17 protein-coding genes are annotated in these 14,587 nt (G+C 70.1%); 8 read left to right on the top strand and 9 right to left on the bottom strand.

Features of this window, described 5'->3' with window-relative positions:
• Positions 1-44 precede the first annotated feature (44 nt).
• Positions 45-602, bottom strand: coding sequence for a helix-turn-helix domain-containing protein (locus tag OG254_RS43530; RefSeq protein ID WP_405593273.1), 558 nt, complete (start codon positions 600-602; stop codon positions 45-47).
• Positions 603-863: 261 nt separating this feature from the next.
• On the opposite strand from OG254_RS43530, the gene OG254_RS43535 reads away from it, so the two are divergent.
• From OG254_RS43535 to OG254_RS43550, 4 genes are all read left to right on the top strand, one after another.
• Positions 864-1,757 (top strand): alpha/beta fold hydrolase, encoded by an 894-nt coding sequence (locus tag OG254_RS43535; protein ID WP_405593274.1) that lies wholly within the window; start codon positions 864-866, stop codon positions 1,755-1,757.
• A gap of 48 nt (positions 1,758-1,805) precedes the next feature.
• Positions 1,806-2,021, top strand: coding sequence for a hypothetical protein (locus tag OG254_RS43540; RefSeq protein WP_405593275.1), 216 nt, complete (start codon positions 1,806-1,808; stop codon positions 2,019-2,021).
• A gap of 98 nt (positions 2,022-2,119) precedes the next feature.
• Positions 2,120-3,016: an MBL fold metallo-hydrolase gene (locus OG254_RS43545; protein WP_405593276.1), complete on the top strand. Its 897-nt coding sequence runs from the start codon at positions 2,120-2,122 to the stop codon at positions 3,014-3,016.
• Between the two features lie 88 nt (positions 3,017-3,104).
• Positions 3,105-3,824 (top strand): alpha/beta hydrolase, encoded by a 720-nt coding sequence (locus OG254_RS43550; RefSeq protein ID WP_405593277.1) that lies wholly within the window; start codon positions 3,105-3,107, stop codon positions 3,822-3,824.
• Positions 3,825-3,944: 120 nt separating this feature from the next.
• Here the strand turns inward: OG254_RS43550 and OG254_RS43555 are convergent, their stop codons facing one another.
• Positions 3,945-4,868: a LysR substrate-binding domain-containing protein gene (locus OG254_RS43555; RefSeq protein WP_405593278.1), complete on the bottom strand. Its 924-nt coding sequence runs from the start codon at positions 4,866-4,868 to the stop codon at positions 3,945-3,947.
• A gap of 72 nt (positions 4,869-4,940) precedes the next feature.
• On the opposite strand from OG254_RS43555, the gene OG254_RS43560 reads away from it, so the two are divergent.
• Together OG254_RS43560 and OG254_RS43565 are read left to right on the top strand one after the other, a co-directional pair.
• Positions 4,941-5,828, top strand: a complete 888-nt coding sequence (locus OG254_RS43560; RefSeq protein WP_405593279.1) for an SDR family NAD(P)-dependent oxidoreductase — start codon at positions 4,941-4,943, stop codon at positions 5,826-5,828.
• Between the two features lie 57 nt (positions 5,829-5,885).
• Positions 5,886-6,827: an SDR family NAD(P)-dependent oxidoreductase gene (locus tag OG254_RS43565; RefSeq protein WP_405593280.1), complete on the top strand. Its 942-nt coding sequence runs from the start codon at positions 5,886-5,888 to the stop codon at positions 6,825-6,827.
• Between the two features lie 10 nt (positions 6,828-6,837).
• On the opposite strand, the gene OG254_RS43570 is transcribed toward OG254_RS43565, so the two are convergent.
• The 4 genes from OG254_RS43570 to OG254_RS43585 form a co-directional block, all read right to left on the bottom strand.
• A complete protein-coding gene (locus tag OG254_RS43570; RefSeq protein WP_405593281.1) occupies positions 6,838-7,212 on the bottom strand; it encodes a nuclear transport factor 2 family protein in 375 nt (124 codons plus the stop codon).
• A 29-nt stretch (positions 7,213-7,241) separates the two neighbouring features.
• Entirely contained in the window at positions 7,242-7,817 is a 576-nt protein-coding gene (locus OG254_RS43575; RefSeq protein WP_405593282.1) for an NADPH-dependent FMN reductase, read from the bottom strand.
• A gap of 182 nt (positions 7,818-7,999) precedes the next feature.
• On the bottom strand, positions 8,000-8,623 hold the full coding sequence (locus OG254_RS43580; RefSeq protein ID WP_405593283.1) for a TetR family transcriptional regulator: 624 nt from the start codon (positions 8,621-8,623) through the stop codon (positions 8,000-8,002).
• A 73-nt stretch (positions 8,624-8,696) separates the two neighbouring features.
• Entirely contained in the window at positions 8,697-9,131 is a 435-nt protein-coding gene (locus OG254_RS43585) for an ATP-binding protein (RefSeq protein WP_405593284.1), read from the bottom strand.
• Positions 9,132-9,274: 143 nt separating this feature from the next.
• On the opposite strand from OG254_RS43585, the gene OG254_RS43590 reads away from it, so the two are divergent.
• Together OG254_RS43590 and glpK are read left to right on the top strand one after the other, a co-directional pair.
• Positions 9,275-10,042, top strand: coding sequence for an IclR family transcriptional regulator (locus OG254_RS43590; RefSeq protein ID WP_351187260.1), 768 nt, complete (start codon positions 9,275-9,277; stop codon positions 10,040-10,042).
• Between the two features lie 42 nt (positions 10,043-10,084).
• Positions 10,085-11,599 carry a glycerol kinase GlpK gene (gene glpK, locus OG254_RS43595; RefSeq protein ID WP_405593285.1) on the top strand — a complete coding sequence of 505 codons (1,515 nt, stop codon included), beginning with the start codon at positions 10,085-10,087 and terminating at the stop codon, positions 11,597-11,599.
• A 111-nt stretch (positions 11,600-11,710) separates the two neighbouring features.
• Here the strand turns inward: glpK and OG254_RS43600 are convergent, their stop codons facing one another.
• The 3 genes from OG254_RS43600 to OG254_RS43610 are packed head-to-tail and all read right to left on the bottom strand — an operon-like array spanning position 11,711 to position 14,566.
• Positions 11,711-12,634 (bottom strand): ABC transporter permease, encoded by a 924-nt coding sequence (locus tag OG254_RS43600; RefSeq protein ID WP_405593286.1) that lies wholly within the window; start codon positions 12,632-12,634, stop codon positions 11,711-11,713.
• Positions 12,621-13,418 carry an ABC transporter ATP-binding protein gene (locus tag OG254_RS43605; RefSeq protein ID WP_405593287.1) on the bottom strand — a complete coding sequence of 266 codons (798 nt, stop codon included), beginning with the start codon at positions 13,416-13,418 and terminating at the stop codon, positions 12,621-12,623. The genes OG254_RS43600 and OG254_RS43605 overlap by 14 nt, the downstream gene beginning before the upstream one ends.
• Positions 13,419-13,459: 41 nt before the next feature.
• Positions 13,460-14,566, bottom strand: coding sequence for an ABC transporter substrate-binding protein (locus OG254_RS43610; protein WP_405593288.1), 1,107 nt, complete (start codon positions 14,564-14,566; stop codon positions 13,460-13,462).
• Positions 14,567-14,587: the final 21 nt, after the last annotated feature.

Here is a 14,587-nt window from a genome sequence, read left to right on the forward strand (position 1 = left end):
CGGACGATCTGGGTTCTGACGGGTCGTCGACCTCGCCGAGCGACTCAGCCTCCGCGTTCTCGTTCGCGGAGACTGTCCACGAGAGCGGGGATATCCACGCCGGGCAGCGTCCAGGGCAGGAAGATCACCCGGTAGACGATGGGGGCGACGACGCGGTCGATCACGTCGTCACCGCTGAACGCGGCGCCGGGGCGGGCGGCGAAGGAGGCTGCTTCCGCTCGACGGTCGCGCAGACAGTCCGACTCGCTCTCGCCGGCCGCGGCGGCCCCGCCCCGCAGGAGGGCGGCGTTCACCGGGGTGCCGTAGTGACGCACCAGTTCCTGCGCCCAGCTGGTGATGTCAGCGCGCAGATCCCCGGTTTCGGGGAGGGGGCGCTCCGGATCGAGCCGGTAGGTCGCCAGGTCGTTGATCATGGTTCTGGCATCTCCCCACCTGCGGTAGATGCTGGAATGGTTCACTCCCGCCCGCTCCGCGACCATCGGGATGGTCACGGCGTCGGCGCCCCTATCGGCGACCAGTTCCTCGACCGCCTTCCGGATCGAGGCCAGCACCATGGCGCTGCGCCCGCCCGTCCGGCGCCGCGGGGACGCCTCTGCGCTCATGCACCCATGTTAACGCGCAGAGCTTGGCGATAACCCTTCGCACGCCTGGGCTCCCCAAGGCGCCATACGGCTCCTCGTCGTGTTCGAACCGTGCGGCCTGAGCGGCGCGAGCTCCCTCACGTGTTTGGGTGAGAGACCGCGGACCTGCCGGGTGCGACAGTGTCCCCGTATCCCCGAGATCGACTTGGGAGGTGGCCACGGGTCACCTTCACCAATCCCTCCCGGATCAGTGGTCGCAAGACATCCCATCGAAGCATCCACATGGCTACGGGCACCACCGAGAGCAGCGCCGGCACCGGGCAGGACAACTCGTACGCCACCCTGCCGAACAAGATGGTCACCGCCGCGAACGGCATCGACTACGCCTACCGGGACACGGGCGGGAGCAGTACCGGCGCCCCGCTGGTCCTGCTCCAGCACTTTCGCGGGAACCTGGACAACTGGGATCCCGCACTCGTCGACGCGCTCGCCTCGACGAGGCGCGTGATCGCCTTCGACTCCACCGGGGTCGGCGGCTCCAGTGGCAGCACGCCGAACACCGTGGAGCAGATGGCCCACGACGCCATCGCCTTCCTGGACGCGTTGGACCTGGACCTGGTCGACGTCCTGGGCTTCTCCCTCGGCAGCTTCGTCGCCCAGCAGGTCGCTCTGACCAGGCCGAACATCGTCAGGCGCCTGGTCCTGGCCTCGTCAGCACCGCAGGGCGCGGCCGGGATGCACGGCTGGGCACCGGAGGTCATCGGGGCCATCGGCGCTCCCGAGACCGGCGCCGAAGGAGTGCTCGAAGTCTTTTACACCCCGTCCCCGGCGAGCCGGAAGGCCGGGCAACAGTCCCTGCAGCGCATCTTCACCAGGACCGTGGACCGGGACGCACCCACCTCCTGGGCGACCCGGGAAGCGCAGTACGACGCGGTCTGCACGTGGGGCATCCCCGACCACGGCCTGCTCCAGCGGCTCGGTTGCCTCAGGCTGCCGGTGTTCGTGGCCAACGGCGACAGCGACCCGATGATCCTGCCCCACTACTCCCACCTGCTCGCCGGTCTGATCCCGCAGGCACGGCAGAAGATCTACCCCGACTCGGCCCACGGGTTCCTGTTCCAGCACCACGCCGAGTTCGCCGCCGACGTCGAAGCGTTCCTCACCGATCAGCGGTAGCCGCATCCGGCGAAGCCCTCCCCACAGGGGCGGCAGGGAGAAGGAGCGATGACGGAGGAGCGTGTGTCTCACTACCCGTTCGGCGCCCCCGGCCCGCGCAGCGCCTTCACGCCGCAACGCGTGGCCATCGAGACCACCGAGGGCGAGGTGCTCGAGGAACTGGACCGACCGCGGGACTCGTTCGCCGACCACACGCTCGGGACGCCGTGGACGACCCTCCAGCTGGGCTGCTTCGCCGGCACCGCGACCATCTCCTTCGCCTGATCACCCCCGGGACACCCGCCCGCGGCGGCCCCGTGACAGCCCGAGCCGGCCACCCGGACCGCACCGCGCCACGCCACCCATCAGAAGGGTCAGCACCCATGGTTACGCAGTCTCTCGGCTACGCCGTACACGTCTCCGACCCGATGCCGATCAGCGTCACCGAACCCCTGCCCAACGGCGAAGAGCGCACGTTCCAGCCGATCTCGACCACCCTCGTTCACGGCGAGCGGGACGCCGTCCTCATCGACCCGCCGTTCACCGCGGGTCAGATCGAGGAGGTCGCCGCATGGGTGGCCGCCCGCGGGAAGAACATCATCGCCATCGTCGCCACCCACGGCCACGGCGATCACTGGTTCGGCGACAACGAGTTCGCCAAGCGGTTCGATGCGCCCGTCGTGGCCACCGCCGGCACCATCGCCGTCATGCACGGCAACGTGGAAGCCCGGCCGTTCGCCTGGGACAAACTCTGGCCCGGGCTGATCCCCGACACCCCGGTCACCGCCGTCACCGTCCCCGACAACACCCTCACCCTCGAAGGGCATGACCTGCACCTCGTCGAGGTCGGCCACACCGACACCGAGCAGACCAGCGTCCTGCACGTCCCCGACCTCGGCCTCGTGGTCGCCGGCGACGCGCTCTACAACGGCGCCCACATGTACATCGGCGAGTCGGCCGGAGGCGGCCTGAACGCCTGGCGCGACGCCATCAGTACCGTCGAGGCCCTGGCGCCCCGCCACATCGTCGCCGGCCACAAGAACAAGGACCTCGACGACGACGCCACCCGCGTCATCGCCGAGACCCGCCAATACCTCGACGACGCCGAGGTTGCGCTGGAGGAGTGCTCCTCCGCGACCGAGTTCTTCCACACGATGGTCGACCGGCACCCCGATCTCCCCTACGGCAGGACCCTCCTGTGGGTCGGCGCGAAGACGATCTACGCCCTGCGCGAGCCGGGTGCCGACCCTGTCGCCGCCTCGGTGGGCGGCTGGTTCTAGCAGCCGGTGACAACCCGGGTACGGCGCTGTGGCCAGGGCCGCTTGCGGCGTCCGTGAGCAGGCGCGGAGGCGAGGAGGTTGGAATGGCATGAGCAATGCATTCGAGACGGCACCAGCGCCTCGTGGACGTGGCGTGCGGGTGCACCCCGCGACGACGCATCTGATCGTCCTGCCGGGCGGGGGCTATGCCTCGCATGCCCCACACGAGGCGGAGCCGATCGTCGCGTGGCTCTCCGCACTGGGCCTGTCGGCGAGCGTCTTCCGCTACCCGCTCCAGGTGCGGCATCCCGAACCCCTCCTGGCTCTGCGGGCCGAGATCCGCCGCAGGCGCGAACAGGGGGCGGACCGCATCGGGTTGATCGGCTTCTCGGCCGGCGGACATCTCGCGGGCCTGGCCGCACTCGCACCCGGCGACGATCAACGCGAGTCCGTCCAGTTCGCCGTACTCGGCTACGCGATCACCTCGATGGAGACCGAGACCTACCGACCCGCGCGGCTGATCCTGCTCGGCGAGGACGCACCACCGCACCTGCGCCGCCGGACCACCCTCGACGCGCTGGTGACCACGGCGTCTGTGCCCTTCTTCCTCTGGCACACGGCCGAGGACATCTACGTACCGCCGGAGCACACCTATCTGCTCGCCTCGGCACTGGCCGCGCACGAGGTACCGCACACCGTGCACGTCTTCGCCCACGGCCCGCACAGTCTCGGTCTCGCCGAGGATGCCGGCGATGCCGCCACCTGGACGAAGCTCGCGGAATCCTGGATCTCCGAACAGCTCCGCTCACCGTTTCCGGGCACGTCCTGACCGGTCCTTGCGCGCAGGACCCGAATCACCTCCTGAAACGGACGGCCTTGATGACAGAGTTCGCCTCTGTTCCCGGTCACGGGAACATCGGATCCCGACCGGACGTTCGCCGGCCGCCGGCTACGGATCGGGGGTGGTGTCGAGGGCCGCGGCCCGTAGGGCGGCGGCAAGGCGTACGACGGGTTCGGTCGGGGGGTGGGGGAGCCGGGCCAGGAGCAGGCGTCGCTGCTCCTGCGGTCCGCCGCGCACCGGCAGGACGCGCACGCCCGGCGGTGCCGCGGCGGCCAGCGCCGGGGGCACGGTCGTCAGCCCGCAGCCGGCGGCCACCAGATGGAGCTTCGCCAGCCAGTCCCGGGCCGTGTGCACGATCTCGGGGCGTTCGTCCAGGCCCGGCCACACCCCCAGCAGCCGGTCCGCCCCGGTGGCCGATCCGGCGATCCACTGCTGTCCGTGCAGGTCGGCCACGTCGACGAAGTCCCCGCGGGCCAGCGGATGCGCCGTCGGCACCGCCAGACACAGGGCGCGCTCCGTCAGCGTCTCCAACGCCAGTGCGGGCGATTCGTCGTCCGGCGCGCGGAAGGGCGGCGCCGACGCCAGCAGCGCGAGATCGATGCTGCCCGCCCGCAGGGCCCGGGCCAGCGCCGGGGTGGTGCCTTCGCGGCTGATGACGTGCACGTGGGGATCGCTGCGCCGCAGCGCGGCCAGGGCGGACGGCACCAGTGTCGTACCGGCACTGGGCAGCCAGCCCAGGCGCACGGTGCCGCCCGGTCCCGGCAGGCCCGACAGCTCGCGGGCGGCGGCATCGATCTCGTCCAGTACGACCGTCGCGCGGCGCATCACGACCCGTCCGGCCGGGGTCAGCCGTACGCCGTCACGCCGACGCTCCAGCAACTCCGCGCCCGCGGACCGCTCGATCGAGGCGATCTGCCGGGACACCGCCGACTGCGTGTACCCCAGTGACGCCGCGGCGGCGGTGAAGGTCCCCTGCTCGGCCACCGCGCGCAGGACCCGCAGCGCGGTCAGGGACACGTCGGTGAAGTCCATGAGGAATACGCATACCACGCGTGCGTAACTTTCGTTGGACTCATGCACGGGAGCGTTCCTACCGTTGCAGGCATGAAGACACCCCGCATCGCCCTCGTCACCGGCGCCAACCAGGGCCTGGGCCGGGCGCTCGTCGAGGGCCTCGCTGCCCGCATGGAAGAGGATGACCTGGTTCTGCTCACCGGACGCGACGAACGGCGCGTCGCCGACGCCGCCCGTGAGGTGGCGCAGCGGCCCGGCACCCGGGCCCAGGTCCAGGGCCGGGTCCTCGACGTCACCGACACCGACGCGATCGAACGGCTCGCCGACGAACTCGCAGCCCTGCACGGAGGCGTCGACGTCGTGATCTCCAACGCCGTCGCCCGCCTGCTGCCGCAGGACTCACAGGCCGAGCGGGCCGACGAGTTCATCGACGTGTCCAACACCGCCACCCACGCGGTCCTGCGTTCGTTCGGCCCTGTCCTGCGCCCCGGCGGCCGACTGCTCGTCGTGGCCAGCAGCCTGGGCACTCTCGGCCACTTGGATCACCGTCTGCATCACCTGTTCGACGGGGCGAGTCTCGGCCAGGTCGAGTACGCCGTCGAGTCCTGGCGCACCGCGGTCCACCACAACACCGCCGCGGAGGCGGGCTGGCCGCGCTGGCTGAACGTACCGTCCAAGGTGGCTCAGGTTGCCGCCGTCCGCGCACTCGCCGCCACACGCCGTGACCGCGACCTGGCGACCGACACCCTGATCGCAGCGGTGTGCCCCGGCATGGTCGACACCGCGACCTCCCGGCCCTGGTTCAGCGACTACGGCCAGGCCCAGTCCCCCGCCGAGGCCGCCAGGGCGGTACTCGACCTCGTCCTCGCCGAGCACGTCGACCCGGCCCTGTACGGCGAGCTGATCCGCTTCGGCAAGGCACTGGACTGGTGCGGCGGCACGCCTCCAGTGGAACAGGACCGCATGCTCACCCCCTGAACCGGATGAACCGGATGAACCGGATCCGTTTCCCCTGCCGCACAACGGAGTTCACCCATGACCACGACCATCACCACCCCCTACGGCTTCTCCAGCACCGCCACCGACGTCGCGCAGGGCATCGACCTCGCGGGCCGCCGTGCGATCGTCACCGGCGCCTCCTCCGGACTCGGCACGGAAACGGCCCGCGTCCTGGCCGGAACCGGAGCGGCCGTCACGCTGGCCGTCCGCGACGTCGCCGCGGGCGAGCGCGTGGCCACGGAAATCGCCGAAGCGACCGGAAACCGGGACCTGCGGGTGGCCCGCCTCGACCTGGCCGATCCGGAGTCCATCGCCGACTTCACCACCGCCTGGCGAGGCCCGCTGCACATCCTGGTCAACAACGCGGGCGTCATGGCGTGCCCCGAGCAGTACACCGAACAGGGCTGGGAGCGGCAGTTCGCCACCAATCACCTCGGCCACTTCGCCCTCACCACCGGCCTGCACGCCGCCCTTGCCGCCGACGGCGCCGCCCGCGTCGTCGCCGTCAGATCCAGCGGACACCAGCTGTCCCCGATCGTGTGGGACGACATCCACTTCGCCTTCCGCCCCTACGACCCGTGGCTCGCCTACGGCCAGTCCAAGACCGCCAACGTCCTCTTCGCGGTGGAGGCCACCCGCCGCTGGGCCGACGACAACATCACCGCCAACGCCGTGATGCCCGGCGCCGTCTACACCAACCTCCAGCGGCACACGGACGGCGGTCGCGGCAGTGGCAGCGTCCCGGCCGAACTCATCAAGACGGTCGGGCAAGGCGCCGCCACCGCCGTCCTCGTGGCCACCTCGCCGCTGCTGGAGGGCATCGGCGGCCGCTACTTCGCGGACTGCAACGACGCCGAGGTCCTCGACCGCCGCGGTGCCCCGCTGCTCGGCGTGGCCCGCTACGCCGTCGACCCGGCCGGGGCCCGGCGCCTGTGGACGCTCTCCGAGGGGATGCTTGCCGCCGGCCCTGGCCACTGACGTGTTCCGCCTAGGACGGCTGACGGATCTCCGTGACGATTGTGTAGAGCTCGATGATGGCGCCGTCCTTGGTGCGGGCGATGTCCATGCCCATGACCCTCGGGGGTTGACCGTCGGCCGGGCCGTACTCGAAACCGAGGTGGCCGACGTCGTCGAGCCCGGACGCGGCGCCTGCGGGGCGGAAGACCCAGTCCGGGTCCTCGGCGCGCAACTCCGCGGCGCGGCGCGCGAGTTCCGTGCGCCCGTGGTTGATGCGGTCCGGTTCGTGCCACACCACGTCTTCGGCGTAGTTCTCGGCGATGACCTCGGCTCGGCGGTCCGGGTCGGGCTCGTTGAACACCATGAGCAGGTTGACTCGCATCAGATCGGCGGGGGATCCGGCCATGGTGAGTCCGTTCGTGTGGGGATGGTCGGTCAGGTCACGACGGCAGGGGCTGTGCGCAGCGGCGCGAGAGCCGAGGTCCAGGCGATGACCTGGTCGAGCATGGAGCCCAGAGCGTGCAGGCTGTGGTCGCCGGGTTCGAAGACGCTGAAGTCCTTGAAGTCGTGGAACAGGGAGAGCGTGACTTGCTGGCGTACGTCGGCCATTTGGAGCTCGGCGGCGACCAGGCGCAGCTGTTCGGTGGACCGTGCGCCGCCCGCGACGCCGTAGGAGACCAGGCCGAGGGCCTTGTTGTTCCACTCGGCGTAGAGGTAGTCCAGGGCGTTCTTCAGAACACCGGGGACGCCGTGGTTGTACTCGGGGGTGACGATGACGAATCCGTCGTACGCGGCGATGGTCTCGGCCCAGCGTCGGGTGTGCTCGTTCCGGTACTGGCCGAGGGAGGGCGGCATGGGCTCGTCGAGGTGGGGGAGGGGGTGGTCGCGCAGATCGAGTAGCTCGAAGCCGGCGTCGGTCCTGCGCGAGGCGTGTTCGAGAACCCAGCGCGCCACCTGGTCTCCGACGCGGTTGGGCCGGGTGCTGCCGAGGATGATGCCGATGGTGGGCATGGTTGGCCTGCCTCTTCGTGGTGCAGCGTCGTGCGGGGGTTGCTCGCGCTGAGAGAATCCATTCAAACCCTTGATTGACATCGTGAACCTGGGTGGGCGCCTTGTCAAGCAAATGATTGACTTCATCATGACGTCGGGCAGGTGCGGCCCATACGTCGATGTCAGGCGCCTACCGGACTCGCCTACCGGACTCCCCGAAAGGCCCCGGCGACCACGGGGATGAGCATCCGCTCCACCCGTTCCGCGGGCTCGGCGGCCAGCTCGGCCCCGATGGGTGCCAGGGCGAGCCAGTTCAGCATCCCGGCCGCACAGCGGACACGGAAGACGAGCTCTGGCTCGTCGACCTCCGGAAGGTTCGCCGCCAGTACCCGCACGGCCTGCCGTCGGGCCTGCTCGAACTTCCCGGTCAGCCTCTCCCACCCCTCGGGCGGATCGATTCCGACCCGCGCCACGGTTCGTATCACGGCCAGATCCCGCCCCCCGGCTGCGAGTGCGGTCAGCATCGGCCGGGCGAACGCCTCGGCCAGCTCACTCAGCGCCGCGTTCCCGGCCAGAGCGTCGAGCTCCCGGATCTGCGCGTCCAGGTAGCGCTCCAGCGCGTGCTCGATCGCCACCTCGCACAGCGCCCTCAGTGATCCGAAGTGGTAGCTCACCGCGGCGACGTTGGCATTGGCCTTCTGGGTGATCTCTCGGAGGGTCACCCCCTCCTGTCCGCGCTGTGCGAGCAGTTCGAGGGCGGCCGCCAGCAGATCGTCCCGCGTTCGCTGACCGGCCTCGCGGCGAAGGTCCGTCTTCTCTGGCTTCACGACAGAACTCAAGCGACTGCTTGACTTCATTGTCAAGTGCTCGCCTGAACCGGACTTCCAGAGGGCGGCGGTCTCAGTCCCGGCCGAGCGGGAGTTCCGCCCAGTGGCAGGTTCCGCCCGAGTGCACATGGACACCGCACTGTGCCGCCAGCGCGTCGACGATGTCGAGGCCGCGGCCGTGCTCGTCCGGGTCGACCGTGGGATCCGCCGGCCCGGCCGGTGCCGAAGGTCCGAGGTCGGTCACCTCGACGCGTACGGTTCCGCATCCGTCCAGCCGGCTCCGCGAGAGCGTCAGCGTGGCCGGGGGCAGGGCGTGGACGATGGCGTTGGTGAGCAGCTCCGAGACCACGAGCAGGACGTCCCCGGCGCGCTCCGCGGTCAGGTTCCATTCGGACAGGACCGTACGTACCCGTCGACGTATGCCGGCGACGGCCCCCGGGACGTGCGGCAGGGAAAAGACGTGTTCGACCTCCCCGCGAGGCGCGGCGTCGAGCTGCGCTGTTGTCATCCGTCCTCCTCCTTGGGGAAGCCCATGCCTACCGGCCGCCGACGAAGGAACGTTAAAGACGGAAATACCATCGGTCAACGAACATGGGTCGGCATTACCGAACGAGGGTCCCAAAGCGGAAAAACCGGGACTACCATCGCATCATGGCCGGCCCAGTCCAGTCCATCGAGCGGGCGGCGGCGATCCTGCGACTGCTCGCCGGTGGATCCCGTCGGCTGGGACTCGGGGAAGTGGCCTCATCGCTGGGGCTCGCCAAGGGCACCGCCCACGGAATCCTACGCACCCTGCAACACGTGGACTTCGTCGAGCAGGATCCGGCGACCGGAAAGTACCAGCTCGGGGCCGCCCTGCTGCACCTGGGCACCAGCTACCTCGACGTCAACGAACTGCGTTCGCGCTCCATCAACTGGGCCGACGCCCTGGCCGCCCGCAGCGGGGAGGCCGTCCGGCTCGGCACACCCCTGGAGGGCAGGGTGCTCGTCATCCACCACGTCTTCCGGCCCGACGACACCCTCCAGACCCTGGACGTCGGCGCCCTGCTGCCCCTGCACGCCTCCTCGCTCGGCAAGGTCCTGCTGGCCTACGGAGCGACGCCCGTCGAGCCGCTGCTGGAGCACGAACCGGAGTCGTACACCCGGCACACCCTGGTCCACCCGGGCGAGCTGAACCGGGCGCTCGGCGAGATACGGGAACTCGGGTGGGGCGCCGAGGTGCAGGAGATGAGCATGGGCGAAGCCGGAATCGCCGCGCCGATCCGGGGGCAGGGCGGACTCGTGGTGGGCGCGATCGGAGTGTCCGGCGCCGTCGAGCGGATCTGCGACACCAAAGGCCGGCCTCAAGCGGCCCTGATCACCGTGTTGCGGGAGGCGGCACGCGCGATCTCCAGAGACCTGGGCGCGGCTCGCTGGTAGGCCCCCAGCACCTCCGCGACACATCGGAAGGCAGGGCCGATCATGGTTGAACGGTATGTGATGTCCATCGACCAGGGCACCACGTCCACCCGCTGCATCCTGTTCGACCACGGCGGGCGGCTGGTGTCGGTCGCCCAGCGGGAACACCAGCAGTTCTTCCCGCGGCCCGGCTGGGTGGAGCACGACGCCGTCGAGATCTGGCGCAACCTCCAGCGCGTCGTCCCCGAGGCCCTGTCGAATGCCGGGATCGACGCGAGCCAGATCGCGGCCATCGGGATCGCCAACCAGCGTGAGACGACCGTGCTCTGGGATCCGCGGACCGGGGTCCCACTGGTCCGGGCGATCGTCTGGCAGGACACCCGCACCGCCCCGCTCGTCGACGAGCTCAGGAGGGACCCCGGGGACGACTTCTTCCTCGACCGCTGCCGCCTGCCCCCGTCGACGTACTTCTCCGCGCCCCGGATCCGCTGGCTGTTCGACAACGTCGACGGGCTGGAGCAGCGGGCACAGAGCGGCGAGGTGCTGTTCGGCACCATCGAGAGCTGGCTGATCTGGAACCTCACCGGAGGCACCGACGGCGGCCTGCACATGACCGACGCCACCAACGCCAGCCGCACCATGCTCATGGACATCCGCACGCTGACCTGGGACGCGGAGCTCATGGACTTCTTCGGCGTGCCACGCGCGATGCTGCCGGAGATCCGGTCCTCGGCGGAGAACTACGGCGAGGCACGTGCCCTGCTCCCCGGCGTGCGCATCACGGCGGCCCTCGGCGACCAGCAGGCGGCTCTGTTCGGCCAGACCTGCTTCTCGCCGGGCGAGGCGAAGTGCACCTACGGCACCGGCAGCTTCCTGGTGATGAACACCGGGACCGACCTCGTCCGGTCCGAGCACGGGCTGCTGACGACGGTCGCGTACAAGATCGGTGACCAGCCCACGGTCTACGCGCTGGAGGGCCCGATCGCCGTCACCGGATCGCTGGTCCAGTGGTTCCGCGACCGGCTGGGCCTGATCCACAGCGCCCCCGAGATCGAGACGCTGGCCCGCACCGTCGAGGACAACGGCGGCTGCTACATCGTCCCCGCGTTCTCCGGCCTGTTCGCACCGCACTGGCGCAGCGACGCCCGCGGTGTGATCGTCGGCCTCACTTCGTACATCACGAAGGGCCATCTGGCTCGCGCTGTCCTGGAGGCCACCGGCTGGCAGACCCGGGAGGTCGTCGACGCCATGAACGCCGACTCCGCGCTCGCCCTGAAGCAGCTCAAGGTCGACGGCGGCATGACGTCCGACCATCTGCTGATGCAGATCCTGGCCGATGTCCTCGACGTACCCGTCGTACGACCCCTCGTCGCCGAGACGGTGTCCCTGGGCGCCGCCTACGCCGCGGGCCTCGCGGCCGGCTACTGGCCGGACCTCCAGGTCCTGCGGCGCAACTGGCACCGGGCCGCTCAGTGGCTGCCCGACATGGAGCCCGAACGGCGGGACTGGGAGTACGAGTGCTGGCAGCGGGCCGTCGAGCGGTCGCTCGGCTGGATCCAGCCGCCGAAGCGGCCGTGACCCGCCGGCCCCGGTTCACATCCTGTCGTGCCGACGGTTGTGCCCAGCGGGTCTGCCGCCGACCGCAGACCCGCTGGGCGCCCAGCCCTCGGCCGGTCGTGGTCCCGTACCTCAGCGCGTGACCAGCAGACCCCGGCTGCGCAGCACCCGCCGCTCCAGCGGGCTGAAGATCAGCAGGTCGATGGCGATGCCGACGAGCAGGATCAGGAAGATGGCCAGGAAGACCTGGGCCATGCTGCTGTTGTTGCGGCCGTTCTCCAGCAACTGGCCGAGACCGACGCCGAGATCGGGCGAGGAGGCGATGATCTCCGCCGCCATCAGCGAACGCCAGGAGAACGCCCAGCCCTGCTTCAGACCCGCCAGATAGCCGGGAAGCGCCGCCGGCATCACCACGTGCCGCGCCTCGCTCAGACCGGTCGCGCCCAGGGTGCGCCCGGCGCGCAGGAACAGCGGCGGGATCTGGTCGATGCCGGCGACGAGGCCGTTGGCGATGGACGGGACCGCGCCGAGCAGGATCACGGCGTACATCATCGAGTTGTTCAGGCCCAGCCACAGCACGGCGGGCGGCACCCAGGCCACCGAAGGCAGGGACTGGAGACCGGACAGGATCGGTCCGATCGCCGCCCGCACGAACTTCACGCGCGCCACCAGCAGGCCCAGCGGGGTACCGATCGCCAGCGCCAGCAGGAAGCCGAGCAGCCCGCGTGAGACGGATGTCCAGATGTAGTCGAGCAGCGTGCCCTGGAGCCAGGCCTCGCGCACCTCGCCCCACACGTCGGACGGCGAGGGCAGCTTGTACTCGGGGACCACCTCGGCCCACACCAGCAGCTGCCAGACCACCAGCACCAGGGCGACGGCCGTGACGGGCGGCAACACCTTGCGGGTCAGGGCCTCGCGCAGTGACGTACGGCGGACCTGTACGGAGTCCAGCGCGTCGAGCCCGGCCTCCAGTCCGGCGAGGTCTTCGGCGCCGTTCTTCTTGGTGGCGACCTTGACGTCGTTCTCGACGTCGACGCTGTTGTCAGTGCCGGCCATGGCGGCGGATCTCCCCACGCAGTTCTTCGGTGATCTCGGCGGACAGTTCGGCGACCGCGGCGTCCTCGATGCGACGCGGCTGCGGTATGCCGACCGTCCATTCCCGGGCGATACGGCCCGGGCGCGAGGACAGCAGGACGACGCGCTGGGCGAGGCGCACCGCCTCGCGCACGTTGTGCGTCACGAACAGCACCGACACGCCCGTCTCCCGCCAGATACGGGTGAGTTCGTCGTGCAGCACATCGCGCGTGATCGCGTCCAGCGCGGCGAACGGCTCGTCCATCAGCAGCAGCTGGCTGTCCTGGGCGAGCGCCCGCGCCAGCGCGACCCGCTGGCGCATACCGCCCGACAGTTCGTGCACCCGCTTGCCGTACGAGCCCTTCAGCCGGACGAGTTCGAGCAGCCGCTCCGCCTCCTCGCGGCGCTCCGCCTTCGCGACCCCGCGCAGTTTCAGCGCGAGCTCGATGTTCTTGCCCGCGGTCAGCCACGGGAACAGGGCGTGCTCCTGGAACATCAGGGCGGGCCGGCCGTCCGTGCCGATCGAGCCGGCGGACGGCAGGTCCAGCCCCGCGACCAGGTTGAGCAGGGTGGACTTGCCGCAGCCCGAGGCCCCCAGGAGGGTGACGAACTCGCCCGGTGCGACATCGAGCGTGATGTCGTCCAGCACGAGCTGCTGCCCGGCGGGGCCGGCGAAGGACTTCGAGACGTGCTCGATACGGGCGGCGTACGGCGCCGCCGTGGCGTCCTTGGCGACCTCGGTGGTCGTGGCCGTCGTGGTGGCCATGGTCGTCACCTCCTGGGAACTGGGCGGGTGCGGTGGATCCGTTACTTGACGCCGAGACCGGCGTCGTCGACCTCGTCCTTGCCCTCGGCCTTGAGGACCTTGTTCAGCGGCGCGAGGTCGTAGATGCCCTTCAGGTCGGGCTCCTCCAGCAGCCCGGCCTTCACCGCGTGCTCCGCCTCGGTGTCGAGGGTGGCGGCCAGCGGGTCGTCCAGGAAGGTGATCGACTTCCAGGCCGGGTCGATGACCTCGGCGGGCAGGGCCTTGCCAGACTCCGCCTTCAGCGCCTCGTTGGCCGAGGCCTTGGCCTTGTCCGGGTTGGCGTTGATCCACTCGTTGGTCTTCACCGAACCGCGCAGCACGGCCTCGACGACGTCCGGGTGATCCTTCAGGAAGCTCTGCGACACGATGATGTTCGTGATCACGAACTTCTTGTCCGGCCACAGGTCGCCCTCGTCGAGCAGCACCTTGCCGCCCTCGGCGACCAGCTTGGAGGCGGTCGGCTCGGGCACCCAGGCACCGTCGATCGAGCCGGACTTGTAGGCGTCCGGCGTGATCTTGTTGTCGGTGCGGACGACGGACACGTCACCCTTGCCGCTCTCGGCGTCGACCTTCCAGCCCTGCTCGGAGATCCAGTTGAGCAGCGCCACATCCTGGGTGTTGCCGAGCTGCGGCGTGGCGATCTTCTTGCCCTTGACGTCCTTGACGGACTTGATCTTCTCCGGGTTGACGACGAGCTTCACACCGCCCGAGGCCGAGCCGGAGATGATGCGCAGGTTCTTGCCGGCCGCCTTGGTGTAGCCGTTGATCGAGGGGGACGGGCCGATCCAGCCGATGTCGATGGAGCCCGAGTTGAGCGCCTCGATCTCCGACGGACCCGCGTTGAAGGTGGAGGGCTTGATCGTGGTGCCGCCGAGCTCCTTCTGGAGCAGGCCCTCCTGTACGCCCACCAGGGCGGTGGCGTGCGTGAGGTTGGGGAAGTAGCCGATCTTCACCTCGTCGGCGGACAGCTTCTTGGCGTCCGCCGCGACCTCGGCCTGCTTGCCGTCGTCGGTGGACTCGGCGCCGTAGCCGCAGGCGGTCAGCAGCAGGGGGAGCGCCGCTACGACGGCGAAGGTACGCAGGGCGGTGAGCGGTCTTGCGGCAGACACGGAGGTGTCCTCTCAGGGAAG

It is taken from the genome of Streptomyces sp. NBC_01092, from assembly GCF_045039535.1.
Classification (GTDB): domain Bacteria; phylum Actinomycetota; class Actinomycetes; order Streptomycetales; family Streptomycetaceae; genus Streptomyces.

Excerpts from the sequence above, each read along its gene's own strand:
- OG254_RS43530 (WP_405593273.1), bottom strand. The coding sequence starts at position 602 with ATGAGCGCAGAGGCGTCCCCGCGGCGCCGGACGGGCGGGCGCAGCGCC.
- OG254_RS43535 (WP_405593274.1), top strand. The coding sequence starts at position 864 with ATGGCTACGGGCACCACCGAGAGCAGCGCCGGCACCGGGCAGGACAAC.
- OG254_RS43540 (WP_405593275.1), top strand. The coding sequence starts at position 1,806 with ATGACGGAGGAGCGTGTGTCTCACTACCCGTTCGGCGCCCCCGGCCCG.
- OG254_RS43545 (WP_405593276.1), top strand. The coding sequence starts at position 2,120 with ATGGTTACGCAGTCTCTCGGCTACGCCGTACACGTCTCCGACCCGATG.
- OG254_RS43550 (WP_405593277.1), top strand. The coding sequence starts at position 3,105 with ATGAGCAATGCATTCGAGACGGCACCAGCGCCTCGTGGACGTGGCGTG.
- OG254_RS43555 (WP_405593278.1), bottom strand. The coding sequence starts at position 4,868 with ATGGACTTCACCGACGTGTCCCTGACCGCGCTGCGGGTCCTGCGCGCG.
- OG254_RS43560 (WP_405593279.1), top strand. The coding sequence starts at position 4,941 with ATGAAGACACCCCGCATCGCCCTCGTCACCGGCGCCAACCAGGGCCTG.
- OG254_RS43565 (WP_405593280.1), top strand. The coding sequence starts at position 5,886 with ATGACCACGACCATCACCACCCCCTACGGCTTCTCCAGCACCGCCACC.
- OG254_RS43570 (WP_405593281.1), bottom strand. The coding sequence starts at position 7,212 with ATGGCCGGATCCCCCGCCGATCTGATGCGAGTCAACCTGCTCATGGTG.
- OG254_RS43575 (WP_405593282.1), bottom strand. The coding sequence starts at position 7,817 with ATGCCCACCATCGGCATCATCCTCGGCAGCACCCGGCCCAACCGCGTC.
- OG254_RS43585 (WP_405593284.1), bottom strand. The coding sequence starts at position 9,131 with ATGACAACAGCGCAGCTCGACGCCGCGCCTCGCGGGGAGGTCGAACAC.
- OG254_RS43590 (WP_351187260.1), top strand. The coding sequence starts at position 9,275 with ATGGCCGGCCCAGTCCAGTCCATCGAGCGGGCGGCGGCGATCCTGCGA.
- glpK (WP_405593285.1), top strand. The coding sequence starts at position 10,085 with ATGGTTGAACGGTATGTGATGTCCATCGACCAGGGCACCACGTCCACC.
- OG254_RS43600 (WP_405593286.1), bottom strand. The coding sequence starts at position 12,634 with ATGGCCGGCACTGACAACAGCGTCGACGTCGAGAACGACGTCAAGGTC.
- OG254_RS43605 (WP_405593287.1), bottom strand. The coding sequence starts at position 13,418 with ATGGCCACCACGACGGCCACGACCACCGAGGTCGCCAAGGACGCCACG.